The sequence below is a fragment of the Cupriavidus sp. BIC8F genome (assembly GCF_032465815.1).
Classification (GTDB): Bacteria; Pseudomonadota; Gammaproteobacteria; order Burkholderiales; family Burkholderiaceae; genus Cupriavidus; species Cupriavidus necator.
In genome coordinates this window covers 1,026,444-1,052,299 of record NZ_CP136095.1, presented here as the reverse complement: position 1 = coordinate 1,052,299, position 25,856 = coordinate 1,026,444, and the positions used below count along the sequence as shown (strand labels likewise).

Annotated in this window: 24 protein-coding genes; 17 read left to right on the top strand and 7 right to left on the bottom strand. The window is 67.3% G+C overall.

The genetic code is table 11. The features are described from left to right. Window positions 1-40: 40 nt before the first annotated feature. Window positions 41-445 carry a nuclear transport factor 2 family protein gene (locus RS901_RS24960; RefSeq protein ID WP_316156821.1) on the top strand — a complete coding sequence of 135 codons (405 nt, stop codon included), beginning with the start codon at window positions 41-43 and terminating at the stop codon, window positions 443-445. A 15-nt stretch (window positions 446-460) separates the two neighbouring features. Next, complete coding sequence (locus tag RS901_RS24955) at window positions 461-1,906, top strand: FAD-binding oxidoreductase (RefSeq protein ID WP_316156820.1); 1,446 nt, start codon at window positions 461-463, stop codon at window positions 1,904-1,906. 46 nt (window positions 1,907-1,952) lie between these two features. Here RS901_RS24955 and RS901_RS24950 read toward each other — a convergent pair whose 3' ends face one another. Together RS901_RS24950 and RS901_RS24945 are read right to left on the bottom strand one after the other, a co-directional pair. Further along, window positions 1,953-2,726 (bottom strand): SDR family oxidoreductase, encoded by a 774-nt coding sequence (locus RS901_RS24950; RefSeq protein WP_316156819.1) that lies wholly within the window; start codon window positions 2,724-2,726, stop codon window positions 1,953-1,955. A 131-nt stretch (window positions 2,727-2,857) separates the two neighbouring features. Further along, complete coding sequence (locus RS901_RS24945; RefSeq protein WP_316156818.1) at window positions 2,858-3,742, bottom strand: helix-turn-helix transcriptional regulator; 885 nt, start codon at window positions 3,740-3,742, stop codon at window positions 2,858-2,860. Between the two features lie 470 nt (window positions 3,743-4,212). Between RS901_RS24945 and RS901_RS24940 the strand changes: the two genes are divergently transcribed. The 12 genes from RS901_RS24940 to RS901_RS24885 all read left to right on the top strand — a co-directional run bounded on the left by RS901_RS24940 (window position 4,213) and on the right by RS901_RS24885 (window position 15,367). Next, window positions 4,213-4,746 carry a (2Fe-2S)-binding protein gene (locus RS901_RS24940; protein ID WP_316156817.1) on the top strand — a complete coding sequence of 178 codons (534 nt, stop codon included), beginning with the start codon at window positions 4,213-4,215 and terminating at the stop codon, window positions 4,744-4,746. Continuing rightward, on the top strand, window positions 4,743-5,717 hold the full coding sequence (locus RS901_RS24935; protein WP_316156816.1) for a xanthine dehydrogenase family protein subunit M: 975 nt from the start codon (window positions 4,743-4,745) through the stop codon (window positions 5,715-5,717). Before RS901_RS24940 ends, RS901_RS24935 begins: the two co-directional genes overlap by 4 nt. Then, window positions 5,717-7,831: a xanthine dehydrogenase family protein molybdopterin-binding subunit gene (locus RS901_RS24930; RefSeq protein WP_316156815.1), complete on the top strand. Its 2,115-nt coding sequence runs from the start codon at window positions 5,717-5,719 to the stop codon at window positions 7,829-7,831. The genes RS901_RS24935 and RS901_RS24930 overlap by 1 nt, the downstream gene beginning before the upstream one ends. Window positions 7,832-7,913: 82 nt before the next feature. After that, window positions 7,914-8,843: a LysR family transcriptional regulator gene (locus RS901_RS24925; RefSeq protein ID WP_316156814.1), complete on the top strand. Its 930-nt coding sequence runs from the start codon at window positions 7,914-7,916 to the stop codon at window positions 8,841-8,843. A 193-nt stretch (window positions 8,844-9,036) separates the two neighbouring features. Next, a complete protein-coding gene (locus tag RS901_RS24920) occupies window positions 9,037-9,384 on the top strand; it encodes a LysR family transcriptional regulator (protein ID WP_316156813.1) in 348 nt (115 codons plus the stop codon). A 200-nt stretch (window positions 9,385-9,584) separates the two neighbouring features. Then, the gene (locus tag RS901_RS24915; RefSeq protein ID WP_316156812.1) at window positions 9,585-9,938 is read left to right on the top strand and encodes an OB-fold domain-containing protein; all 354 of its coding nucleotides are present in this window, start codon (window positions 9,585-9,587) and stop codon (window positions 9,936-9,938) included. A 28-nt stretch (window positions 9,939-9,966) separates the two neighbouring features. Beyond that, window positions 9,967-11,112: a thiolase family protein gene (locus tag RS901_RS24910; protein ID WP_316156811.1), complete on the top strand. Its 1,146-nt coding sequence runs from the start codon at window positions 9,967-9,969 to the stop codon at window positions 11,110-11,112. 1 nt (window position 11,113) lies between these two features. Beyond that, a complete protein-coding gene (locus RS901_RS24905) occupies window positions 11,114-11,878 on the top strand; it encodes an SDR family NAD(P)-dependent oxidoreductase (protein ID WP_316156810.1) in 765 nt (254 codons plus the stop codon). Between the two features lie 10 nt (window positions 11,879-11,888). Then, window positions 11,889-12,692, top strand: a complete 804-nt coding sequence (locus RS901_RS24900) for an enoyl-CoA hydratase/isomerase family protein (RefSeq protein ID WP_316156809.1) — start codon at window positions 11,889-11,891, stop codon at window positions 12,690-12,692. A gap of 32 nt (window positions 12,693-12,724) precedes the next feature. Beyond that, window positions 12,725-13,708 carry a tripartite tricarboxylate transporter substrate binding protein gene (locus RS901_RS24895; protein WP_316156808.1) on the top strand — a complete coding sequence of 328 codons (984 nt, stop codon included), beginning with the start codon at window positions 12,725-12,727 and terminating at the stop codon, window positions 13,706-13,708. Next, complete coding sequence (locus tag RS901_RS24890) at window positions 13,705-14,130, top strand: PaaI family thioesterase (protein WP_316156807.1); 426 nt, start codon at window positions 13,705-13,707, stop codon at window positions 14,128-14,130. Before RS901_RS24895 ends, RS901_RS24890 begins: the two co-directional genes overlap by 4 nt. Window position 14,131: 1 nt before the next feature. After that, window positions 14,132-15,367 carry a CoA transferase gene (locus RS901_RS24885; protein WP_316156806.1) on the top strand — a complete coding sequence of 412 codons (1,236 nt, stop codon included), beginning with the start codon at window positions 14,132-14,134 and terminating at the stop codon, window positions 15,365-15,367. Window positions 15,368-15,373: 6 nt separating this feature from the next. Here RS901_RS24885 and gcvA read toward each other — a convergent pair whose 3' ends face one another. Then, window positions 15,374-16,270 (bottom strand): transcriptional regulator GcvA, encoded by an 897-nt coding sequence (gene gcvA, locus RS901_RS24880; protein WP_316156805.1) that lies wholly within the window; start codon window positions 16,268-16,270, stop codon window positions 15,374-15,376. A gap of 189 nt (window positions 16,271-16,459) precedes the next feature. Between gcvA and RS901_RS24875 the strand changes: the two genes are divergently transcribed. Further along, the gene (locus RS901_RS24875; RefSeq protein WP_316156804.1) at window positions 16,460-17,338 is read left to right on the top strand and encodes an oxidoreductase; all 879 of its coding nucleotides are present in this window, start codon (window positions 16,460-16,462) and stop codon (window positions 17,336-17,338) included. Between the two features lie 208 nt (window positions 17,339-17,546). Then, the gene (gene fusA, locus RS901_RS24870; RefSeq protein ID WP_316156803.1) at window positions 17,547-19,601 is read left to right on the top strand and encodes an elongation factor G; all 2,055 of its coding nucleotides are present in this window, start codon (window positions 17,547-17,549) and stop codon (window positions 19,599-19,601) included. A 23-nt stretch (window positions 19,602-19,624) separates the two neighbouring features. Here the strand turns inward: fusA and boxA are convergent, their stop codons facing one another. The 4 genes from boxA to RS901_RS24850 all read right to left on the bottom strand — a co-directional run bounded on the left by boxA (window position 19,625) and on the right by RS901_RS24850 (window position 25,301). Beyond that, on the bottom strand, window positions 19,625-20,905 hold the full coding sequence (boxA, locus tag RS901_RS24865) for a benzoyl-CoA 2,3-epoxidase subunit BoxA (protein ID WP_316156802.1): 1,281 nt from the start codon (window positions 20,903-20,905) through the stop codon (window positions 19,625-19,627). A gap of 143 nt (window positions 20,906-21,048) precedes the next feature. After that, window positions 21,049-22,476, bottom strand: coding sequence for a benzoyl-CoA 2,3-epoxidase subunit BoxB (gene boxB / locus RS901_RS24860; protein WP_316156801.1), 1,428 nt, complete (start codon window positions 22,474-22,476; stop codon window positions 21,049-21,051). A gap of 45 nt (window positions 22,477-22,521) precedes the next feature. Continuing rightward, complete coding sequence (gene boxC, locus RS901_RS24855; protein WP_316156800.1) at window positions 22,522-24,180, bottom strand: 2,3-epoxybenzoyl-CoA dihydrolase; 1,659 nt, start codon at window positions 24,178-24,180, stop codon at window positions 22,522-22,524. A gap of 158 nt (window positions 24,181-24,338) precedes the next feature. Next, complete coding sequence (locus tag RS901_RS24850) at window positions 24,339-25,301, bottom strand: helix-turn-helix transcriptional regulator (protein WP_316156799.1); 963 nt, start codon at window positions 25,299-25,301, stop codon at window positions 24,339-24,341. Between the two features lie 88 nt (window positions 25,302-25,389). Between RS901_RS24850 and RS901_RS24845 the strand changes: the two genes are divergently transcribed. Further along, window positions 25,390-25,854, top strand: coding sequence for a DUF4863 family protein (locus RS901_RS24845; protein ID WP_316156798.1), 465 nt, complete (start codon window positions 25,390-25,392; stop codon window positions 25,852-25,854). Window positions 25,855-25,856: the final 2 nt, after the last annotated feature.

Sequence of the window (25,856 nt, the reverse complement as noted above, 5' to 3'; positions counted from 1 at the left end):
TTCCCCACGGACCGGCAGACAACACTCAGGAGACCAACCCATGTCCAAGGACAACAACGCCGCCGGCATCGAACTGCTGCAGGCCTTCAACGACGCCTGGAACCGCCACGACATCGAGGCCCTGATGCGCTTCATGGCCGATGACTGTGCCTTCCACGGCGTGGCCGGGCCCGAGCTGCTGGGCCGCAGCTTCATCGGCCGCGACGCGGTGCGCGAAGGCTTCCAGCTGGCCTGGCAGACCTTCCCCGACGCGCAGTGGGTTGATGGCGACCACTTTGTCGTGGGCGACCGCGGCGTGAGCGAATCCACCTTCCGCGGCACCCGTGCCGACGGCGCCCGCATCGAGGCGCGCATGGTGGACGTCTTCACCTTCCGCGACGGCAAGATTGCGGTCAAGAACGCGTACCGCAAGGATCGCCCGCCCGTCGTAGCGCCCGCAGCCTGACCGAGGAGACGCGCCATGCAAGCCGTAGCCCCCCGCAGCAGCCTCCTTGCCGGCGAGCAGTCCACCGCGCCCACCCGGCCGTACGACCCCGCCTACGATCCCCTGCACACACCCACCCCCGGTCACGGCCGCGAATACGCGCCCACCTACTGGATCGGCACCGCGGGCGAACCGCCTGCCGACGACGGCCCGATCACGCATGACATCGACGTCGATGTGGCCATCATCGGCTCGGGCTTTACCGGCCTGACCTGCGCCATCTTCCTGGCACAGGAATACGGCATCAAGGCCACCGTGCTCGAAGCCAACCGCGTCAGCTGGGGCTGCAGCACGCGCAACGGCGGCCAGGCGCAATGCGCGTCCGGGCGGCTCAAGCGCTCGCAGTGGATCCAGCGCTACGGCCTGGACACCGCGCTGCGCCTGCATGAAGAAATCTGCGACGGCATGGAGACCTTCAAGGGCCTGATCCAGGACATCAACTGCGACCCGCAGCCTGGCGGCCACCTGTATATCGCGCACCGCGCCAAGGTGATGCCGGCGCTGGAGAAGGAAGCCAAGCTCCTGCGTGAAGTCTTCAAGTACGACGCACGGATCATGGACGCCGACACGGTGCGGCGCGAGTACGTCGACGACAAGGAAGCCGCGGGCGCCATGCATGAGCCCGAAGGCATCGGCATCCACGCCGGCAAGCTCGCCTTCGGCTACCTGCGCCGCGCGCGCGAGCTGGGCGCCAAGGTGCATCCGTCCAGCCCGGTGACCGGCTGGGAAACGCGCAACGGCGTGCACTACCTGCGCACCCCTGGCGGCATCGTGCGCGCCCGCGCCGTGGGCGTGGCCACCGGCGGCTATACCTCGCAGACGCTGCACCGCGAGCTGAAGAACCGGCTGTTCCCGATCCTGTCGAACTCCATCGTCACGCGCCCGCTCACGGCCAGCGAACTGGCCGCGTGCAACTTCCGCACCACGCAGGTCATCACCGACACCCGCATCCTGCGCCACTACTACCGCCTGATGCCAGACGGCCGCCTGCAGATCGGCAGCCGCAGCGCCATCACCGGCAACGACGCGCCGCAGGAGCAGTACAAGCAGAAGCTGATCGGCGACATGCACCGCAAGTTCCCCGCACTGCAGGGGATCCAGGTCGACTATTCCTGGTGGGGCTGGGTCGATGTCAGCCACGACATGATGCCGCGCATCACCCAGCCGGATCCGGCCCAGTCGATCTACTACGCCATGGGCTACGGCGGCAACGGCGTGATGTACTCAGCCCAGGCCGGCAAGCGCCTGGCGGCGCTGATCGCCGGCAAGGCTGCCGCGCTGCCGGAACTGCCGATCTTCCGCTCGCCGCTGCCGTTTCCGAATGTGCGCGAGATGGTGGAGTCGCAGATGTTTGCGCCGTTCCGGCGCATGGGGCAGCGGGTGCTGTACCACTGGTATCACATGAAGGACGACGTGCTGTAAGTGGCGCGTGGGCGTGCCCCCGGCGCGTCCACGCCACCCGCATCGCTCAGAACAGCGTATAGCCCCCATCAATGACAAAGGTATCGCCCGTGTGGTACGCCGACGCCGGGCTCATCAGGTAGACCGCAATCCCGGCGAAGTCGCCGCCCTCTCCCCAGCGGCGCATCGGCACGCGCTTGTGCACCATTTCCTGGAAGGCATCGTTGCCCTGGGCCACGCTGGTCATCTCGGTCTTGATCCAGCCCGGCAGGATCGAGTGCGCGCGGATGCCCTTGCGCGCGTACTCCACCGCCAGCCCCCGCATCATCGAAATCACGCCGCCCTTGGTGGCGGCATAGTGCTCGGAGCGCGGCGCGCCTTCAATGGCCGCGACCGAGGCCGTGCTGCACAGCACGCCGCCCTCGCCCTGCACAAGCATCTGCCGCACCGCGGCGCGCAGCGTGAAGAAGGCACCGTCCAGGTTGACGCGCATGGTCCTGCGCCAGGCCTCGGTGGCCATCTGGTCGAACGGCCCCTTGTTGCCGCTGCCCACGCCGGCATTGGCAAAGCAGCCGTCAATACGCCCCAGCGCCGCCACCGTGCGCTGCATTGCAGCATCGACCGCCTGCTCGTCGCCGACGTCGCAAAGCTCGGTATGCACCTTGCGTCCATGCTGGGCCAGGCGGTCGGCGGCGGCAGCGTTCTTGGCGGCATTCGTGCCCCAGATCGCGATATCGGCGCCGGCCGCGGCGAGCCCTTCGGCAATGCCCAGGCCGATGCCGCCGTTGCCGCCGGTCACCAGTGCCACTTTGCCGCTCAGGTCGAATGGATGCTTTGTCATGTGATTGTCTCCTTGGGTGGTGGGACATTCTTCACATGGCAGAGGGTTCAAGGCGTCGTCGGAATGGATGAAATCGCCGAGGCAGGTGACGGGCGCCGGACCGGCCATGGCCACCGCCGCCCCATGACAGACTAAAGAGCGGCTCCCTGACTGGCACCCTTATGCCCGGCAAATTCGCCCGGCGTACATCCGAAATGCCGCTTGAATCGCCGTCCGAAGTGAGACTGGTCGGCGAAACCGACAAGCGTGGCAACCAATGCCAACGGATAGTCTCCCGAGCGGATCATCTCGCGCGCGCGCAACAAGCGAACGCGCTCGACATACGCCATCGGCGTTTCGCCGATGCTGCGCTTGAACATGCGCGCAAAATGAAAGCGGCTGACATTGGCCATATCAGCCAACGCCTGCAGCGTCACCACCTCCGGTGTCCCGTGGATATAGTCCAGGACCCTGCTGAGGGCCTGCGGATGGAGCCCGCCGGGCAGTGACGAGGCACCCGGGTCACTGGCATTGAAGCGATGCACGAGATGCGCCGACAGCGCGCAGGAAAGGGATTCGGCGATCAGTATTTGCGCCGGATGCGCGACCGCCTGGATCTCTCGCGCCAGCGTGAAGGTAATGGTCTCCGCAAAGCCGTCGCGCTGCCCGAAGCAATTGCGAAGCCTGTGCGCGGCGCGTGGCTGGCGGATCGTGGCATCAGCGGCTTCGACCAACAGGCTTTGCGGAATCCTCGCAATGACGATGGAGCCGGGCCTGTCCCAACTCCAGCTCGATTCGACCAGCCGCGGGTGCAAGCTGATATTGCCGGGGAAGACGATACCGCGATGTACCTGGCCTAGCCGCCGCTGCTCAAGCCTGGCGTGTCCCGCGAGTCGCATCGCAAGCATGTCGTGGTCCAGCTCCGGGGAGGACACCGATCCGGCCGAGCGCCAGTGATGGATCTGTACGGTGATGCCAGCCCACGGGCGACCGCTGCTGCTGACATCGGGACGAACCGGCAGCTCCACATCGATCACGCCATGTCTCGTCGGCGATCGCATAGGCACATACCCCGCAAGGGCCCACGACGGTAGCGTCGGGGCAAGGGCCAGGTCCCCGCTGCGCATGGAAGCATATGAATTTATCCGGTTGAAGTAAAGCGGCCCGCACAATCCGCGGGACCTGACGCGAGCCATGCCGGCAGGTCCCGTTCGTCAAACCTATCATCCAACGAGTCAGCGCAAGAATCGTCCACCGCGGCGCAACAACGTTCTATTGCGATGACCGCCGGTGCCTGTAGCGTTTCAACGACTGTCCCACCAGTCCGAGGCAGCCACACACCTTTCGGTCCCGATGCGGGCCAGGGCCAGGCCGAACCTGCAGGGACTTGCAGAATGCGCCCCCTGGTCGTTTCCGCAGTTCGCTCCCGAAGCTGGTGCAGGCCAGAGCGAAGCCCCTGTCCCCAACCGCCCGAGTCATCTGGGCTCTGCAAAGAGGAATGTCGACTATGTCTAGTTCTGTTCGTTCCGACGGTAGCCAGCCACAGCCTGGCGATAGCCACGGCTCAACCCGCATGCCGCTGTGCCTGACGGTCAACGGCACGCTGCATCGCCTCGAGATCGATCCGCGCGAATCCCTGCTTGACGTACTGCGCGAGCGCCTGGACCTCACGGGCACGAAGAAGGGATGCAACCAGGGCGCGTGCGGGGCCTGCACGGTGCTGGTGGACGGGCGCCGCATCAACAGCTGCCTCGCCTTGGCCGCCATGTACAACGACGCCCACGTGAGCACGATCGAAGGCCTGTCGCCGGCCGACGGCGACCTGCATCCGCTACAGGCCGCGTTCATCGCGCACGAGGGCTTCCAATGTGGATTCTGCACTGCGGGCCAGATCATGTCCGGCGTCGCCTGCATCGGCGAGGGTCATGCCGCCTCGGCCGACGAAGTGCGCTTCTGGATGAGCGGCAACATCTGCCGTTGCGGGGCTTACCCGGGAGTCGTCGCCGCGATCGCCGAGGTCGGCGGGAGGAAGCTGTCATGATCCCCTTCACACTGCAGAAAGCCGGCTCGGAAGCTGAAGCGTTGGCGGCGGCCGCGGCCGGGGCCCGCTTCATCGCCGGCGGCACCACACTGGTGGACCTGATGCGCGAGCACGTGGAACAGCCCACGCAACTGGTAGACATCAACGCGCTGCCGCTGAACCATATCCGGGTGGAAGGCGACGAACTGGTCATCGGCGCGCTGGCCCGCATGTCCGATGTCGCCGCGCATCCGGACGTTTGCCGGCTCCACCCGGTGATCGCCGAGTCGCTGATCGAGGGCGCCTCTCCCCAGTTGCGCAACATGGCCAGCATCGGCGGCAATCTTCTCCAGCGCGTGCGCTGTCCTTACTTCCGCATGCTCGATTCCGCCTGCAACAAGCGCGCGCCGGGCAGCGGCTGCGCGGCCATTGGCGGCCTGCACGCAGGCAATGCCATCCTGGGCGCCAGCGACCATTGCTCCGCAACGCACCCTTCCGACCTTGCGGTTGCGCTGGTCGCGCTGGACGCGGTGGTCCATGTACGGGGTCCGCATGGCGCGCGCCACTTCCCCGTGGAAGACCTTTACCGCCTGCCCGGGCAAACGCCGCATCTCGAACACACCTTGCAGGCCGGTGAACTGATCGTCGAGGTCAGGGTGCCACCGCTTGCTTATGCACGGACAGCGCGTTACCTGAAGGTGCGGGACCGGGCCTCGTATGAATTTGCACTGGTATCGGCCGCGGCGGCATTCGAGGTCAGGGATGGCGCGATCCAGGCCGCTCGCCTCGCGTGCGGTGGCGTGGGCACCCGGCCATGGCGCATGCGCGCGGCCGAACTTGCGCTGCAAGGCAAGCCGCCGGCGCGCGCGAGCTTCGAGGCGGCGGCGCTTGCCACGATTGCAGGCGCGTCCCCGCTGCCAGGCAACCGCTACAAGGTCGCGCTGCTGCAACGAACCGTGGTACGGGCCCTCGAACTCGCAGGAGAAGTCTGATGAACGCAAACCATATCGGCCAGCCGCATGCCCGCGTCGACGGGCGCGCCAAGGTGACCGGCAACGCGCAGTATGCCGCCGACTTCAACCAGCCAGGACAGGCCTACGCGGTGATCGTGGGTGCTTCGATCGGACTAGGGCGTGTAGTCGGACTCGACACCGAAGCCGCGCGCCGCCTTGCAGGGGTACTGGCGGTACTGACCCATGAAAACGCGCCGAAACTGGCGTACGCCGCGCACAAGGGTTTTATCGATCCGCAACACGGCGAACGCCTCCATGTCCTGCAGGACGATCGCGTCCGCTTCTACGGCCAGCCGGTTGCCGTGGTCGTGGCGCAGACCCTGGACCAGGCCGAGCACGCGGCCTGCCTGCTGCAGATTCGCTATGCCGAGGAATCATCGGTCTCCGACCCGCTCGACAAGCGCGCCGAAGCCGTGGTGCCGGAAGCAGGACGTGAGCCAGGTCCTCATTCGGCGGACCGGGTCCGCGGCGATCCCGAGGCCGCGTTCGCGGCGGCAGCCGTCAGGATCGACGCAGCCTACGACGCCGCGCGCGAGAATCACCTCCCGATCGAACCGAACGCCACCGTTGCCGCCTGGGAAGGCGAGCGGCTGACGCTCTGGAGCAAGAGCCAGTTCGTGGTCAACGAGCAGGCCGAGATCGCGGCGATCCTCGGCATCCCCGCTGAAAACGTCCACGTCGTCTGCCCGTTTATCGGCGGCGCTTTCGGCACCAGCCTGCGCACCTGGCCACACGTCACGCTGGCGGCGGTCGCCGCGCGCGAGGTGGGCAGGCCGGTCAAGCTGGTGCTGTCGCGGCGACAGACCTTCCATCTGACGGGGCACCGGCCGCGGACGGTGCAGCGCGTGGCACTGTCGGCAACGCCCGACGGCAGGCTGACCGGCATCGTGCACGAAGGCACCGGCGAAACCAGCCGGTATGAGCAATTCGCCGAGGCACTCACTTCGGTGACACCGTTCCTCTATAGCTGCCCCAATGTGCGCACCCGCTACCGGCTGGTGCCGCTGGACATCAGCACACCGACTTATATGCGGGCCCCGGGCGAGGCCACCGGCGTGTTTGCGCTGGAATGCGCGATGGACGAGCTGGCCCATGCCCTCGGGATGGACCCGCTGGAACTGCGCCGGCGCAATGAACCCCGGCTCGATGAGGGGATGCAGCTTCCCTTCTCCAGCCGCTCCATGCTTGCCTGCTACGAACGCGGCGCCGATGCGTTCGGCTGGGCCCGCCGCACGCTCGCGCCCGGCTCGATGCGCGACGGCCGCCTGCGTATCGGCTGGGGGATGGCCTGCGCCAGCTACCCTGTCTTCCATGGACAGGCCAGCGCTCGCGTGCGCCTGCTTGCTGACGGAACGGCCGAAGTGGAGGCCGCCGCCAGCGACATGGGGCCTGGCACCTACACCTCGATCACGCAGATTGCCGCCGAGACGCTGGGGCTGCCGATGGACAGCGTGCGCTTCAGCCTTGGCCGTTCGGATTTCCCGCCTACCCCGCCACACGGTGGCTCGATGACCCTCGCGTCCGTCGGCTCGGCCGTGCGCGCAGCCTGCACCGCCGCGCTCGACCAGCGCCAGGCGCGCGCAGGTCGCCCGGACGGCGCCATCGAAGCGAGCGCCACGGCAGGCCCGGATGCCGAGGTGCGCAGCCGGTTTTCCATGCATGCCTTCGGTGCGGTGTTCGTGGAAGTCGCCATCGATCCCGATGTCGGCACGATCCGTGTCCGGCGCGTGGTCGGCGCTTATGGCGCGGGTCGTATCGTGAATCCGCGGCTCGCAGCCAGCCAATGCACGGGCGGGATGGTCGGCGGCATCGGCATGGCGCTGATGGAGCGAACCGCCCTGGATCCGCGGGACGGCCGGCCGGTGAATGCGCACATGGCGGATTACCTTGTGCCCGTCAACCTGGATATCCAGGCGCTGGAAGCGCATTTTGTCGACGAGGTCGATCCCCATGTAAACGAGCTGGGCGTCAAGGGATTAGGTGAAATCGCGCTGGTGGGCGTGGCCCCGGCCGTGGCCAACGCCGTATTCCACGCAACCGGAAAGCGCGTGCGGGAGCTGCCGATCCGCATCGAGCACCTGGTCGAGCCATAGTCCGCGCACGGGCCTGCCTTGCTGCGTTCGTGGTACCGACTGGCGTTATGATGGCCGCATTCCCAACCTCTGGTTGCCAGTCATGGACAAGGCCCGTGTCCTCACCCTCTTCCTCGGCGTGGTGCGCGCCGGCAGCTTCCATCGCGCCGCGGTGGAGGCTGGCGTCACCCCGCAGGCCGCCAGCAAGGCCGTGCGCACGCTGGAGGACCATCTCGGCGTGCGCCTGCTGCACCGGACCACCCGCAAGCTCAACCTGACGGAAGAAGGCGCACGCCTGTTCGAGCTGGCCGCGCCGGGCATGCGCCAGCTAGACGAGGCGCTTGAGCAGGTCCGCAGTAGCCGGAGCGACGACGACGGCCTGATCCGCCTGACCGCTCCGCCGTCGCTCGGCAGCCGCGTGCTGGTCCCGCTGGTGCGCGGCTTTCGCGAGCAATACCCCGGCATCACCTTCGATGTGGTGCTGAGCGACCTCTTCACCGACCTGGTTGAAGCCAGGATCGACGTCGGCTTCCGCGTCGGCACCAGCCCCGGCCAGAACCTGGTGGCGCGGCGGCTGTGCGACCTGCCGCTGGTCATCTGCGCCGCGCCGGATTACCTGGCACGGCATGGCGTTCCGGCCACCCTCGACGACTTGCTGCAGCACCAGTGCACGGGCTTCCGCCGCCCCGCGACCGGGCGCATGGTGCCGTGGGAGCTGCAGGTGGACGGCGACCTGATCTACCAGGAGGTGCCTGCCGTGGCGAGCTTCAATGACGTGGAAACCGAGGTCGAAGCGGTGCGCGCCGGCATGGGCATCGGCCAGCTGCCCGCCTACATGATCCACGCCGACCTTGTCAGCGGGCGGCTGAAGGCGATCCTGCCGGGGTACAGCAGCAGCAATGTCGGCATGTACATGTACTACCCGCATCGGAGCCAGATGCCGGTGCGGGTCCGGCGCTTCATCGACTTTGTGGTGGAGGCGGCCCGGGGCGCGGAGCAATCGCTGTCGCGCCTGGTCGGGATCGTGGCCTGAGCCTGCTACCGCGGGCACTGACAACCAGAAGTTGCTATTGAAACGCCATTGCACTCCCTAGTGCGACGTTCGCTCCACGCCTAGATTGGTCTCAACGGCGGCTGTACAGCGCCATCCCCGGAACTACACCGGGAAACGCGCAGCAGCCACCGTCCGCCTTTTTCTTCGATGACCAGTCTTCAGGAGCGACATCATGATTGCCCAACTCGCACGCACCCTTGTTCCCGCCGCCATCTCGCTGGTGGTCGCCGTCTCCCTCCAGAACGCCAATGCCGCGCCAGGCGGCAACAGTGCGCCCGCCAGCGTGGCAGCACGCACCCATGACGTGTTCACCGACGGCCAGCGGCAGGGCCGTTTCGACATCTTCTCCGAAGGCGCGCATGACAGTGGCGCCGCCGCGCTCGTCGCCAGCCTCGACCGCAGCGGGGTCTCGGCCACGCCGGGGCGGAAGTTCGATCCGTACACCGAGGGTGCCCGTGCAGTCGAAGGCGATCCGCGCCCGCGCGGCACGGCCTTGAATGGCGCATCGGCGTGGGTGTGATCGCCCGGCCCGAAGCCGACGCAACACGGCAGCGCAAGACCTGAACGACTAACTCCGGTCCCCGGACAAAGCGCCTTTCCAGACGCCCCACTCCGGCCCTTCGCTTGATTTTTTCTCAACCGAAAACGCCGGAAATATCGTTTGTCGCGCAAGCCGACGACGACAACTATTACGCCAAGGCCAACCAACAGGAGACAGCCATGTCAGACCAGCCCTACCCGCTCTGGAGCGCGGAACCCGTCCCCCACCTGCTCGCCTCGCGTGACCGTGCCACCGGCGAGTGGATCTTCCCGGCGCTGCCCGCCGACTCGCCGCTGGCGGACGGCCACGAAACCATCGCCATCACCGGCTCGGGCGTGCTCTACAGCTTCACCGTGATCCACCCCGCGCCCAAGAGCGGGCAGCCGCCGTATGCGCTGGGCTATGTCGATTTCGTCGGCCCGGTGCGCATCTTCGGCCGCCTGCTGGGCACGGCGCGCCCGGTCATCGGCGAGCGCTACGCGCAGCGGCATGACGCCGAGCTGGGCTATGTCTTCGAGGCCGTCACGGCCTGAACGATCGAGGGAAGGAGAGGTAAGCAAGATGCAGGACATCTACATCCACGGCGGCGCGATGACGCCGTTCGGCCGCCACCCCGGCGTGCTGGCGCCGGAACTGGCGCAACAGGCGATCCTCAAGGCGCTGGCCGATGCCGACGTGCCGGCCGGCCGCATCCAGGCGGTCTACTGCGCCAACGTGCTGGGCGGCATGATCCTCGGCCAGCTGATCGTGCGCGACCTGGGGCTCAGGGGCGTCCCGGTCTACAACGTCGAGAACGCCTGCGCCAGCGGCGCCACCGGCGTGCACCTGGCACGGCACGCGCTGCTGGCCGGGCAATACGACACGGTGCTGGTCTTCGGCATCGAGCAGCTGACCGCGCTCGGCGGCGGCACCATCCCGCTGCAGCGCAATGACCACAAGACCGAGCTCTATGCCAAGGCGGGCATGGTACTGCCCGCGGTGTATGCCATGCGCGGCAGGCGTTTCCTGCACGAGCGTGACGCCAATCCTTCCGACCTCGCTGAAGTGGCCGTGAAGAACCGCTACCACGGCTCGCTGAACCCATATGCCCAGCAGCGCAAGACCACCACGGTCGAGGAAGTGCTGGCCTCGCGCATGATCGCTGACCCGCTGACGCTGCTGCAGTGCTGCCCGTCGCAGGTCGATGGCGCGGCGGCAGTAGTGTTGAGCACGCGCCGCCCGGCGCAAACGCGGCCGGTGAAGGTGCTGTCCTCGGTGGTGGTGTCGGGCATGCGCGAGGAGGCCGACGACGACATCCTCGATGCCGAGATCACGGCACGCGCTGCGCGCCAGGCCTATGAACAGGCCGGTCTCGGCCCGCAGGACGTCGACGTGGTCGAGCTGCACGACGCCTTCACCATCGCCGAACTGCTCTACTACGAAGCACTCGGCCTGGCACCGCGCGGCGACGCCGTGCCCCTGCTCAAGTCCGGCGCAACGCGCCTGGGCGGGCGCGTGCCGGTCAACCCGAGCGGCGGCCTGCTGGCCAAGGGCCATCCGCTGGGCGCCACCGGCGTGGCACAGATGGTCGAGATCCTGTGGCAGCTGCAAGGCCGCGCCGGCGAGCGCCAGGTGGCGGACGCCCGCGTCGGCCTGACGCAATGCACCGGCGGCGGCATCGCGGGCGTGGACCACGCCGCCTCTTCCGTCCACCTGCTGGGAGTCTGAGATGGGCACGCAACGCTTCGATTCATCCCATGTGGCCGTGGTCACCGGCGCCGCGCGCGGCATCGGCCTGGGCATCGCCACGCAACTGGCCCGCCAGGGGCTGGCGGTGGCCCTGCTCGACCGCGATGCGGGCGCGCTCGATGCCGCCGTCGGCGCACTGGCCGCCGAGGGCTTCAACGCCTTCGGCGCCAGCGCCGACCTGACCGACTCGGCCGCGGTCAACGACGCCTTTGCGCAGGTGCAGGCGCGCACGGGCCGCGTCGACTACCTGGTCAACAATGCCGGCGCCGTGCGCGACATGCGTTTCCTGAAGATGACCGACGAGGACTGGGACCTGGTCATCGATACCAACCTGCGCTCGCAGTTCCTGTGCTGCCGCGCGGCGCTGCCCGGCATGGTCGAGCGCGGCTACGGGCGCGTGGTCAACATCTCGTCGCGGGCGTGGCTGGGTGGATTCGGACAGGCCAACTATTCTGCAGCTAAAGGCGGCGTGGTCAGCCTGACGCGCTCGCTCGCGATCGAGTTCGCGGGCAAGGGCATCACCGTCAACGCAGTGGCGCCCGGCATCGTCGATACCCCGCTGTTCCGCGGCTTCGCGCCCGAGGTGCAGGCGCGGCTGCAGAAGTCTGTCCCGGTGCAGCGCATCGGCACCGCCGACGACATCGCCAACGCGGTCAGCTTCTTCCTCGATCCGCAGTCGTCGTACGTGACCGGGCAGACGCTCTATGTCTGCGGCGGGCGCAGCCTGTCGTCGCCGAGCGTGTAAGGAGGCAGCCATGACCATACGACTCCACACCGAAGGCGCGGTCGCCGTGCTGACGATCGACCGGCCCGAGGCGCTCAATGCGCTGGACGTGACCGCGCTGCGCGAACTGCGCGCGTACCTCACTGAAGTACGCGACCGCGACGACCTGCGCGTGGCCGTCCTGACCGGCGCCGGCACGCGCGCCTTCTGCGCGGGCGCCGACCTGAAAGGCACGCGCAACTCGCCCGCCACCTACCCGGAAGCGCTGTTCCGCGCGCCGGAGCTGGCGGCCGACCTCGGCCTCTATATCCGGCTGATGGACCTGAGCGACCTGGGCCTGTGCAAGCCGCTGATCGCGGCGGTCAACGGCCATTGCCTCGGGGCCGGACTGGAGATTGCGCTGCAATGCGACTTGCGGATCGCGTCGGAGCAGGCGAGCTTCGGCCTGCCCGAAGCCGCCGTCGGGTCGATCCCCGCGGTTTCAGGCCTGCATCGCCTGCTCAAGGCCGTGCCGGCGGCGCATGCGATGCAGATGGTACTGACAGGAGAGCGGATCGACGCCACGCAGGCCGCGCGCATCGGCCTGGTCACCGAAACGATGGCACCAGACGCGCTGCTCGACCGTGCGCTGGCGATCGCCACGCGCATCGCCGCCAATGCGCCGCTGGCAGTACAAGCGGTGAAGAAGCTGTCGCGCCAGACCAGCCACCTCAGCGAAGCCGATGCGCAGCAGCTGACCGAACTCTACTGGGGCGTGCTGCGCGATACCGCCGACCGCACCGAAGGCCGCCAGGCATTCGCCGAAAAGCGGCAGCCCCGCTACACGGGCCGCTGAGCGGACCCACCAGAACCAGACAGGAGACAACCATGGCAGGAATTTCCCGATTCATGCGTGCGGCGCTGGCCGGCGTGCTCGCAACCACGGCACTAGGTGCGACGGCGCAGGCCCCCTTCCCCACGCAGAAGCCGATCACTTTGGTCGTGCCGTTCGCCCCCGGCGGCGGCAACGACATCCTCGCGCGCGTGATCGCGCCCAAGATGGGCCAGGTGCTGGGCCAGACCATCGTGATCGAGAACAAGCCCGGCGCCGGCGGCAACCTCGGCACCGATTATGTCGCGCATGCAGCGCCGGACGGCTACACGCTGGTGATCGCATCCAGCCAGGTCACCATGAACCCGTTCCTCGGCATGAAGGTGCCGTTCCGGATTGAGCGCGATTTCGAGCCGGTCGGGCTGATCGCGTCGGTGCCGATCATGCTGGTCGCCAATCCCGACCAGCCGTTCCGCACGCTGCAGGAATTCATCCGGTTCACCCGCGCCAATCCGGGCAAGCTCAGCTACAGCAGCCCCGGCCCCGGCACGCCGCAGCACCTGGCCGGCGAAGTGTTTGCCAGGCTGAACAAGACCGAGCTGCTGCACGTGCCCTACCGCGGCACCGGCCCGTCGATCACCGACCTGATGGGGGGCCAGGTGCAGATCTCGTTCGCCACCTTTGCCTCGTCGATCCAGTACGTGCGCGCCGGCAAGCTGCGCGCGCTGGGCATCGCCGGCAAGAAGCGCAGCAAGCTGATGCCGGACCTGCCCACCTTCGCCGAAGCCGGCATCACCGGTTATGACGCGGAACTCTGGTACAGCATGCTGGCACCGGCCCGCACGCCGAAAGCCGTGGTCGACAAGGTCAACGCCGCTCTGGTGGCCGCGCTCAAGTCGCCCGACGTCGCCGAGCAGCTGGCCCGGCAGGGCTTCGAGGCGCAGGCGTCCACGCCGGCCGAACTCAAGGCCTATATCGGCAAGGAAATGTCGCGCTGGCAGCGCGTGATCCAGGACAACAACATCAAGGTGGCCCTATGAACCTCCCTGATGAACGCCATGTCCTGCCTCCCACCGACAACCCGCTGCTGGACTACCTTGGCATCCGCCTGGCCAGCGTCGGCAACGGCCGCTGCACCTTCGAGCTCGACCTTGAGCCGCGCCACCTGAACCGCCAGGGCAGCGTGCAGGGCGGCGTGACCGCCACTCTGCTCGACGCCGCCTGCGGCTATGCCGGGCTGCCCGCCGGCCCTGACGGCGCGCTCGGGCACGCGGTCACGGTGATGCTGACGATCAGCTATCTCAGCAAGGCCAGCACGGGCCGGCTGCGCGCCACGGCGCAGGTCACCCGCGCCGGCAAGAGCCTGTACTTCGCCTCGGCGGAGCTGACCACCGATGCCGGCGTGCTGGTGGCCACCGCGCAAGGCACGTTCAAACGATCCCGCACCTTTCCGGAGGCATGACATGTTGCGCGACGCACTGGAGGGCCTGACCGTCATCGACTTTACGCAGATCGGCGCCGGGCCGACCTGCACCATGCTGCTGGCCGACATGGGCGCCAGGGTCATCAAGGTGGAGCCGCCCGGCGGCGAGCTGGGCCGCGGTCTGGGACCGGGCTGGCTCGCCGACGACAGCGCGCTGTTCCACGGCTTCAACCGCAACAAGCTGGGGGTGGCGCTCGACCTCAAGTCCGCTGACGGCGTCGCCGTGGCACGCCGCCTGATCGCGGGCGCCGACATCGTGGTGGAAAGCATGCGCCCGGGCGTGATGGAGCGCCTCGGCCTCGGCCATGCGCAACTGGCCGAAGCCCACCCCGCGCTGATCTACTGCTCGATCTCCGCCTACGGGCAGGACGGGCCGTATGCGCATCGCGCCGGCGTCGACGGCATCATGCAGGCCGATTCCGGCCTGATGAGCCTGATCGGCCTGCCCGACGGCGAGCCGTGCAAGGTGCAGGCGCCGGTGGTCGACGTGACGACCGGCTATGTGGCCTGCGTGGGCGTGCTGGCGAAGCTCGCGCAGCGGGCGCGCGACGGGCTGGGCGGCCATCTCGATGTCAGCCTGCTCAATGCGGCGCTGGCGCTGCAGCAGTCGTCCCTCACCAGCTATTGCGCCGACGGGCAACTGCCGGAGCGCGTGGGCAGCGCGGCGCCCTATTCCGCGCCCAATCAGGCCTTCCGCACCGCCGACGGCTGGGTCATGGTAGCCGCCTACATGCCCGAGCGCTGGCGCCGGTTGTGCGAAGTGCTGGGCCGGCCCGAACTGGCCGACGCCCCGCGCTTTGCCACCTCGCCGCTGCGCGTGGCCAATCGCGCGGCAATGGTCGAGGCGCTGACCAGTGTCTTCGTCACCCGCACGACCGACACATGGCTGGCGTTGCTCCAGGACGCCGACATTCTGTGCGCCCCCGTGGCGACCTACGACGACGTCATGGCGCATCCGCAGGTGGCTGCCAACCGCATGGTGCAGCGCGTCCGGCACGACACTTTGGGCGAGATCCGCGTGCCGGGCTTCCCGATCAACAGCGCTCAGGAGAACGCGTTGCCATCGCGGCCGGCACCGGCTTGCGGGCAGCATACGCAGGCGGTGCTGGGCGAGCTTGGCTACAGCCGCGACGAAATCGCCGCGCTGTCGTCACGGGGCGCAATCCACTGCGGCGATATCGAGGAAAAGCGACACGTGGTTGCGGCGGCATCGTGAGCGCTCTCAACCCTGAGCGTCAAACTGCGCCAGCAGCCACTGCCGGAACACCGCCATGCTCGCGCTTTCCTTGCGGTCAGCCGGCGTCAGCAGGTAGTAGGTGAAGTCGCCCATGTCCACGGTCTGGCGGAATGGCGCCACCAGCCGGCCGGCATCGAGATCGGCTGCCACCAGGAAGCGCTGCGCGATCGCGAAGCCCTGCCCTTCGACCGCGGCCGCATAGGCCATGGCCGAGCTCTGGTAGGTCATGCCGCTGCGCGCATCGACCTGCCCGTCCGCGCGCGCGGCCTTGAGCCAGTGCGCCCAGTCATCGGGCCGTGCGATCGAGTGCAGCAGGGTCTGGTGCTGCAGGTCGGCAGGCTTGTTCACCTTCGGCCCGCCCTCCAGTAGCCCCGGGCTGCATACCGGCACCAGGATGTTCGACACCAGCCGGTAGGTATTCACTCCGCTCCACTTGCCGTCGCCCAGCCGGATCGCGCCATCGATGTCTTCCTTGCGGAAGTCGACCGGGTCGAGCGACGCCGTCAGCAGCACCTCTATGCCGGGATTGGCCGCATGGAAGCTCGACAGCCGCGGGATCAGCCAGCGCATGGCAAAGGTGGTGTAGGCGCGCACCTTCAGCTGCTTGCGCTTGGCGCGCTTGCTCAATCGCCTCGTGGCCTCGCGCAGGTCGTCCATCGCCTTGGTCACGGCGCGGTAGTAGTCCTCGCCCGTGCGCGTCAGCGAGATCTGCCGGTGGCCGCGATGCAGCAGCTGCACGCCCAGCCCCTCCTCCAGCGCACGGATCTGGCGGCTGACGGCGCCGGGCGTGACGTGCAGCTCCTCGGCAGCCGTGGTGATGCTGAGGTGCCGCGCGGCCGCCTCGAAGGCGCGCAAGGCGTTCAGTGGGGGCAGTTTGTCCATGCCGGCGAGTCTGCCATACGGTTGAGGTTTGCTCAATCGACGCGCTGGTTTTTGATTCACAACTGCTGGTTGTTATTGAAACGAAATTGCACTGCCTAGTGTTGCTGCCGTCGCCGGCCTAAATTTGTCTCCGTGGCCCCTGCCATCAGACATCGCAGTCAAACCGAGCACCCTGAAAGGAGATTCACCATGTCCGCCAACACCACCAACTCCGCTGTCAACGCCACCAGCAAGGTCTGGTTCATCACCGGCGCTTCGCGCGGCTTCGGCCTGGAACTGACCCGTGCCGCACTGGCACGCGGCGACCGGGTCGTCGCCACCGCGCGCCGCCCGGAAACGATCACCGCCGCACTGGGCGAACACGCCAACCTGCTGGGGGTGGCGCTGGACGTCACCAGCGAAGCCCAGGCCATCGCCGCCGCCGAGGCCGCCGTGGCCCGCTTCGGGCGCATCGACGTGCTGGTCAACAACGCCGGCTACGGCCTGCTGGGCGCGGTCGAAGAGGCCTCCGCGCAGGAAGTCGAGCAGCAGTTCGCCACCAACGTGTTCGGCGTGCTCACCGTGACGCGTGCCGTGCTGCCGCAGATGCGCCGGCAGCGCAGCGGCCGCATCCTCAACATCTCTTCGATCGGTGGCTACGCCGCGTATCCCGGCTGGGGTGTCTATGGCGCCACCAAGTTCGCGGTGGAGGGTCTGACCGAAGCGCTCGATGCGGAGCTGTCGCCGCTGGGCATCCGCGCCACCGTGGTCGAGCCGGGCTTCTTCCGCACCGACTTCCTCGATGCCAGCTCGCTGGTGCGCGTGCGCACCGAGATCGCGGCGTACGCCGATACGGTCGGCGCAATGCGCGAGCACATGGCTTCGGCGAACCACCAGCAGCCCGGCGACCCTGCCAAGCTGGCGGCAGCCCTGCTGACCCTGGCCGACAGCGAAACCCCGCCGGTGCGGCTGCCGCTGGGCTCGGACACGGTCTACCGCATCACCGAGAAGAACCGCAAGGTGGAAAGCGAACTGGCCGCGTGGCAGGCGCTGGCGGTGTCGACCGACCACGACGACGTGCGCCGCTGATCTTTGCTGCGGCGCACCAGCGCACGGCTTGCTGCAGTGCAGGCAAGCCGTGCGACCCGCGAAACAAGGCCGGCCGAGCGCCGGCCTCGCCACTTGCGGACCACCTTGCGTCCGGCATTGCACGGTGTCGGGCATCCGCGTATGTCGCTTCCGGCGAATTTCGCCAATAATGCCCTGAGAGTCATTGCCGGACGAACCGAGAGCCAACATGCACGATAGTCCCGATGCCATCCGCACCGTCGCCCTGCTCGGGCACGCGGGGTGCGGCAAGACCTCGCTGGCCGAGGCACTGTTGTACAAGGGCGGTGCCGTGCACACGCCCGGCAGCATCGAACGCGGTTCCACGGTGTGCGACAGCGATCCGCTGGAGCGCAAGTACAAACGCTCGCTGACGTCCGCGGTCGCCCACCTGCACTACCGCGACACCCGTATCTACCTGGTCGACACCCCCGGCTACCCGGACTTCTCCGGGCTGGCGATCAGCGCACTGGCGGCCGTGGAAACCGCTGCCATCGTCATCAATGCGCAGACCGGCATCGAGATGACCACGCGCCGGGCCATGGCCTGGGCGCAGGCGCGCCAGCTGTGCCGGATGATCATCATCAACGGCATCGACGGCGACAAGGTCGACCTGCCCACGCTGCTGACGGAGATCCAGGAGGCCTTCGGCAAGGAATGCCTGCCGATCAACCTGCCGGCCGGCAACGGCAGCAAGGTGGTTGACTGCTTCTTCAATCCGGCCGGCGAGTCGGATTTTTTATCTGTGCCTTCCGCGCACGATGCGCTGATCGACCAGGTCATCGAGATCGACCCCGAGCTGATGGAGCTGTACCTGGAACAAGGCGAGGCGATCACGCCGGAGCAGCTGCACGCGCCGTTCGAGCGCGCGCTGCGCGAAGGCCACCTGGTGCCGATCTGCTTTACCTCGGCGGCGACGGGCGCCGGCATCACCGAGCTGCTGGATGTGTTCGTGCGGCTGCTGCCCAATCCCACCGAGGGCAATCCGCCGCTGTTCTATCGCGATACGGGTGAAGGCAGCGAACACCGCAAGGCCGTGCGTGCGGAGCCCGTGCCGGACAAGCATGTGCTGGCGCACGTCTTCAAGATGGTCATCGATCCCTATGTCGGCAAGCTGGCGGTGTTCCGCATCCACCAGGGGACGATCACGCGCGACAGCCAGCTCTATATCGGCGAAGGACGCCAGCCGTTCAAGGTGGCGCACCTGCTGCGCCTGCAAGGCAAGGAGACACAGGAGGTGCCGCGCGCCGGGCCGGGCGACATCTGCGCGGTGGCCAAGATCGATGAACTCGGCTTCGATGCCGTGCTGCACGATGCCACCGAGGACGGCGATATCCACCTGACGCCGCTGGAATTCCCCACGCCGATCTACGGGCTGGCGATCGAGCCGGCGCGCCGCGGCAACGAGCAGCGGCTGGCGGAGGTACTGCACAAGTTGAGCGCGGAAGACCCGTGCCTGCGCGTGGAGCATCCGGCCGGCACCAATGAGACCGTGGTGTTCGGCCTGGGCGAATTCCACCTGCGCTGTGCGCTGGAGCGGCTGACCGAACAATACAAAGTGGAGGTGGTGACGCGCCCGCCCAAGATCGCCTATCGCGAGACCATCGGCGGCAAGGCCGAAGGCCATCACCGGCACAAGAAGCAGACCGGCGGTGCCGGGCAGTTCGGCGAAGTGATGCTGCGCGTGGAGCCGCTGTCGCGCGGCGAGGGCTTCGACTTTGTCGATGCGGTCAAGGGCGGCGCGATTCCCGGCCAGTTCATTCCCGCCGTGGAAAAAGGCATCCGCCAGGTGCTGGACAGCGGCCCGCTGGCGGGCTTCCCGATGCAGGACGTGCGCGTGACCGTGTTCGACGGCAAGAGCCATCCGGTCGATTCCAAGGAAGTCGCGTTCGCGACCGCCGGACGCAAGGCGTTTATCGACGCGGTGCTCAAGGCCAGGCCCAGCGTGCTGGAGCCGATCGTCGACATCGAGGTGACGGCGCCGGGCACCGCCATGGGCGACATCATCGGCGACCTCTCCACCAAGCGCGGCCAGGTCCATGGCACGCGCACCGCGGCCGGCAACGCCGTGGTCGTGGCCGGCCAGGTCCCGCTGTCCGAACTCAACGACTACCAGTCACGGCTGAACAGCATCACCGGCGGCCACGGCAGCTATACCATCCAGTTCAGCCACTACGACAGCGTGCCGCCGGCGCAGCAGGACAAGATGGCATCGAAGCACAAGGCGCAGCAGGATACGGATTGAGGGGTTCGCGCCCGCGGCTGCATCTAGTACGTTTCCAGATGCAGCCGCCCTTCCCGCTTCAACCCTTCAGCCAGCGCCTCCCACTGCAACCCCGCCTGCTGCGCTACGTCCCTCAGCGCCAGCACCACGCCCTCTTCCATGCTCTTGAGCCCGCACACATAGAAGTACGTGTCAGGGCTGGCCAGCAGTGCCGCCAAGTCCGCCGCGCGCTCGCGCATCAGGTCCTGCACATAGCGCTTGGGCTGCGCCGGTGTACGCGAGAACGCCAGGTTGATGTCGATGAAATCCTTGGGCAGATTCTGCAGCGGGCCGAAATAAGGCAGCTCTTCCTGCGTGCGCGCGCCGAAGAACAGCATCAGCTTGCCGCCGTCGAACTTGCCGGCCTTGCGCAAGCGGCGGCGCCATTCAGTCATGGCGCGCATCGGCGCGCTGCCGGTGCCCGTGCAGATCATCACGATGTTCGAGCGCGGATGGTTGGGCATCAGGAAGCTGGCGCCGAACGGTCCGATCACTTGCACCTTGTCGCCGACCTTCAGGTCGCACATATAGTTGGAGGCCACGCCGCGCACCGGGTTGCCGTCATGGTCCTGCAGCACGCGCTTGATCGTCAGCGACAGGTTGTTGTAGCCGGGACGCTCGCCGTTGCGCGGGCTGGCGATCGAGTACTGGCGCGCATGGTGCGGACGGCCGCCGGCGTCGGTGCCCGGCGGTACGATGCCGATGGACTGACCTTCCAGCACCGGGAATGGGGTCGCGCCAAAGTCCAGCACGATGTGGTGGGTGTCGTATTCGCGGCCGACTTCGGTCACGCGCACATTGCCGGTCACGGTAGCGGTGATGGTCTTGTTGGCGGACTTGGCGCCGTACAGGTTGGTGTAGGCATGCGCAGCGGACCACGGCGGCACGGTGGCGCCGTAGCGGGCGCTGTTGACGGCGTCTTCGCCGGTGCCGGCCAGCGGCGACGCGGCGGGAATCTCCGGCGCGGCGGTCTGCATCTCGGCGCCGGGTGCCAGGTCGGCCAGCTGCTCGGGCGTCAGTTCTTCCGGCAGCGTGTCCCAGGTGAGTTGCTCTTCGATGCTGTAGGCGCGCAGTTTCGGCATGGCGCGCCAGTTGTCGATCGAGCCCGTCGGGCACGGGGAAATGCAGGCCATGCACAGGTTGCACTTGTCGGCATCGACCACGTAGTTGCGCGAGTCGTGCGTGATCGCCCCCACCGGGCAGGTCGCTTCGCAGGTGTTGCAGCGGATGCAGATCTCGGGATCGATCAGGTGCTGCTTGATGACTTGAATTTCTGCCATGTCCATGGCGGTCTCCACAGGATCAGGGGCGTTCGGGGTGAGGGTCGTTGTTGCAGCGGCGGTTCATGGACGCGCCAGCCCTCTCCCCCGGCCCCTCTCCCGCTAGCGGGAGAGGGGAGCAAACAGGGAGCAATGGGTAAGGCCGTGGCTCAGTTGAAGCGCACGTACTCGAAGTCCACCGGCTGGCGGTTGATGCCCATCACCGGCGGCGCGATCCAGTTGGCGAACTTGCCCGGCTCGACCACGCGGCCCATCAGGCTGGCGACGAAGGCGCGGTCGCCTTCGCTGGGCAGCCACTGGCCGCGGAAGTCGCGCCATTCGGCTTCGGAGATCACGCGGCCGTCCGGCGAAACCTTGACGCCGGCCAGCGCGCCGATATTGCGGTGGAAAGCCTTGTGCGGGACCTTCAGGCGGAACGGGATGCCGGCCTTCTCGATCACCTTGTTCCAGCGCTCCACGCCGCCCATGCTGTCCTTGATGTAGTCGTCGCGCAGCACTTCATTGAGCGCGTTGAGCATCGGCACTTCCTTCTCGGTCAGCTGGCCGTTCTGCGCCTGCAGGATGCGGTAGGTCTGGCCCTTGAGCACGTGGTCGTCCATGCGCTTGCCTTCTTCGTAGCGGCCCTTCAGGCCGGTGCTGTAGAAGGTGGCGGCGTTGCTGGACTCATCGGCGCCGAACAGGTCGATGGTGACGCTGTAGTGGAAATTCAGGTAGCGCTGCAGCGTCGGCAGGTCGATCACGCCGGCTGCGCGGAGCTTAGCGGGATCGTCGGTCTTGAGTTCATTCATCACCTGGCAGGTGCGCTGGATGACGCGCGACACGCCGGACTCGCCCACGAACATGTGGTGCGCTTCCTCGGTCAGCATGAACTTCGTCGTGCGTGCCAGCGGATCGAAGGCGCTTTCGGCGAGCGCGCACAGCTGGAACTTGCCGTCGCGGTCGGTGAAGTAGGTGAACATGAAGAACGACAGCCAGTCCGGGGTCTGCTCGTTGAACGCCTGCAGGATGCGGGGGTTGTCCTGCTGGCCGCTGCGGCGCTCCAGCAGCGCTTCACCTTCCTCGCGCCCGTCGCGGCCGAAGTACTTGTGCAGCAGGTAGACCATGGCCCACAGGTGGCGGCCCTCTTCCACATTCACCTGGAACAGGTTGCGCAGGTCGTACATGCTGGGCGCGGTCAGGCCCAGGTGGCGCTGCTGCTCGACCGACGCCGGCTCGGTATCGCCCTGCGTCACGATGATGCGGCGCAGGTTGGCGCGGTATTCGCCGGGCACGTCCTGCCAGGCGTCTTCGCCCTTGTGGTCGCCGAAGTGGATCTTGCGGTTGGCCTCGGCCGGGTTCAGGAAGATGCCCCAGCGGTAGTCCGGCATCTTGACGTGGCCGAAGTGGGCCCAGCCCTGCGGATCGACGCTGATCGCGGTGCGCAGGTAGATGTCATGCTGGTGCGAGCCTTCCGGGCCCATGTCGTTCCACCAGCTCAGGTAATTGGGCTGCCACTGTTCGAGCGCGCGCTGCAGGGTGCGGTCTTCGCTCAGGTTGACGTTGTTGGGGATCTTGTCGCTGTAGTTGATGCCGGACATGGAGGTCTCCTTCAGAGAACGATTCGGTTGTCGTGCAAGGCTGGATCAGACGCGGTTCCAGTCGAAGGCGGCCTTGTCGCCCTTGCCGTAGACCTTGAGCGCACCCTTTTCGCCCACCGCGTTGGGGCGCTGGAAGATCCAGTTCTGCCACGCGGTCAGGCGGCCAAAGATGCGGGTGAACATGTTTTCCTGGCCGTTGAAGCGCAGATTGGCTTCCATGCCGGTCAGCGCATCGGGCGACATCGCCACGCGTTCTTCCAGCGCGATGCGCACTTCATCGGTCCAGTCGATGTCGTCGGGGTTGGCGGTGACCAGGCCGAGCGCGTAGGCGGCGTCGGCATCGAGCGGCTGGCCGGCCTTGGCGCGCACCGCGTCCAGCGCGGGCTGCTCGTCGTAGAAGCGGCGGCCCAGGCGGCTCTGGCCGGTGGCCATCGGGTAGAGGCCGAAGTTGACTTCCGCTACGGTGATCTTCGGCGCGCGGTCCTCGTCGTCCGGCAGCGCCAGGTGGTAGCTGCGGTCGCAGGCCAGCGCCAGTTCCAGGAAGGTGCCGGCAAAGCACGATTGCGGCTCGATCAGCGCGAACAGGCTGCGCGAGGACACATCCAGGCGGCTCAGCGTGCGGCGCAGCAGGCCGATGGTCTCGCGCACCAGCCAGTGGTCCTTGTGCGCCAGCAGCGTGGCGTCGGTGGCCAGCACCGCGGCGGCGTCGCCGCTGGTCTTGATCAGCCAGGTGCCGATGTCCAGTTCATTGGTGCGCATCGACAGGATCGCGTCTTCCAGTTCGCGCGCCAGTTGCAGCGGGTACCAGGCGGCGCCGGCTTCAACAATGTCATCGATGTTCTGCGGCTGCGTGCCCGTCGGCGCCTTGACCGTAAAGGTGGCGGTGCGGCCGGCGCGGTCGATCTCGACCGTGACATGCGTGTAGCGCAGCGCATCGGCTTCGATGGTGCGCTCGATCGGGGCCAGCGCCACGCCTTTGCCGTCGGCCGGGCGGTCGCTCTGCGCGGCCAGCGCCAGCGCGCGCTCCTGCACTTTCTGCGCGAACACGGCGGGCTTGGCAATGTCGTCGACCAGGCGCCAGTCCTTGGCACGCTGGCCGCGCACGCCTTCGGTGGTGGTGCAGAAGATGTCGGCCAGGTCATGGCGCACGTGGCGCTTGTCGGTCACGCGGGTCAGGCCGCCAGTGCCGGGCAGCACGCCCAGCAGCGGCACTTCCGGCAGGCTCACGGCCGACGAGCGGTCGTCCACCAGCAGGATCTCGTCGCAGGCCAGCGCCAGCTCATAGCCGCCGCCGGCGCAGGCGCCATTGACCGCGGCCAGGAACTTCAGGCCGCTGTGCGCCGAGGAATCCTCGATGCCGTTGCGGGTCTCGTTGGTGAACTTGCAGAAGTTGACCTTCCACGCATGGCTGCTGACGCCCAGCATGAAGATATTGGCGCCGGAGCAGAACACCTTGTCCTTGCCGCTGGTGACGACCACGGTGCGCACTTCCGGGTGCTCGAAGCGGACGCGGTTGAGCGCGTCGTTCAGTTCGATGTCGACGCCCAGGTCGTAGCTGTTGAGCTTGAGCTTATAGCCGGGGCGCAGGCCGGCGTTCTCGTCGATGTCCACCGCCAGCGTGGCGACCGGGCCGTCGAACGTCAGCTTCAGGTGTTTGTATTGGGCGGGGGCGGTCTGGTAGTCGACGCGGGGGGCGGTGGTCACGGCGGTGTCTCCTCTGCGAAACTGCACTATCGTGCATGAACAGGAATCTGATGAGACGAACTATAGTTCATCAAACAGATTTCATGCAAGCATTATTGTGCAGATTTCTCGATAGGTGCTGGTCACGGCCCCGATGCCGGGTTATTGCGCCTCAACCGTCACAATGGCATGCGCAAGGCCTGGCGTACCAGTTCGCGCAGCGCGGCAAATGTGGGTTCCAGCGGCTGCGCGCTGGTGTCCAGGGAGAACTCCGCCTTGGAATAGAAGGCCGCGCGCCCGGCCAGGATATGGCGCAAGTCCTCCATGGCCTCCTTGCTGGCCGCCATCGGCCGGAAGTCGCCCTGCTCGCGCACCCGCTCCATATGGTCTTCCGGCTCCGCCTGCAGCCAGACCGTGGTGCAGTGGGCCAGCAGCAGGTTGAAGGTAGCCGGATCAGAGACCAGGCCGCCGGGCGTGGCGATCACGGCCTCGGGATAGATCTGGATGGCTTCTTCCAGCGCGCGCCGCTCGTAGCGGCGATAGGCATTCATGCCATACAGGCCCTGGATCTCCGAGATGCTGCAGCCGGCAAACTTCTCGATCTCGCGGCTCAGCTCGACAAAGGGGAAGTCGAGGTCTTCGGCCAGCATCCCGCCCAGCGTGGTCTTGCCGGCGCCGCGCAGCCCGATCAGCGCCACGCGCGGGCTGCGCGCGGCCTGGCCGGCATTCTCGCCACCCGTGCCGAGCATCTCGCCCACGGCGATGCGCACGCGCCGCAGCGTGGCTTCGTCGCGGTGCTCCAGCAGCTCGCGCAACAGGATCCATTCAGGCGACGACGTGGTGACGTCGCCCAGCAGCCCGGCCAGCGAGCACTGCAGCGCATCGGCAATGTGCTGCAGCACCAGGATGGAGGCGTTGCCGCTGCCGTATTCCAGGTTGGCCAGGTGCCGCTCCGACACGCCGGCGGCCTGCGCGGCGGCCTTTCGGGTCAGGCCGCGGCAGGCGCGCAACTCGCGCACACGCTCGCCCAGCGCGACCAGGAACGGATTCTTCTCAGTGCCGTTGGCAGCACTTACATCTGAATGATGGTGCAGGTCGGCTTCCCGGGTTAACCCAGTTTTATGCAATATAGTGCTTGACATGATTTCTGCGCGGCTCTATTTTTCATACATGCACAATAATGCATGGAGCCAGTGATAGCAACTGGCGAATCAGACGGAGCCCCTCATCATGTCCCCCACAGAATTCCGCAGCCAGATCGCACAGCTCACCGCGCAACTGGCAGGCCGCCCGCTGGATACCGCACTCGATGCCTGGCTCAATGCCGAGCACGGCGCCGGCAGCCCCACCTACCAGCAACTGAAGGGCGCCTGCCAGGCCGGCGTGGCCGAAGGCTGGCTGTGCGACCGTGAAGGCGGCGGTATCCGCTATGGCCGCATCTTCAAGCCGGCTGACGACCTGCACGGCTTTTCCGTCGACGTGGTCGACATGCAGGACATTGCCGGCCCGCATCACACCCATCCCAACGGCGAGATCGACCTGATCATGCCGCTCGAGGGCGAGGCACAGTTCGACGGCCGTACCGCCGGCTGGCTGGTGTGCCCGCCGGGCAGCGCCCACCGCCCCACCGTCAGCAACGGCCGCGCGCTGGTGCTCTACCTGCTGCCGGAAGGCCGCATCGACTTCACGCGCTGAGA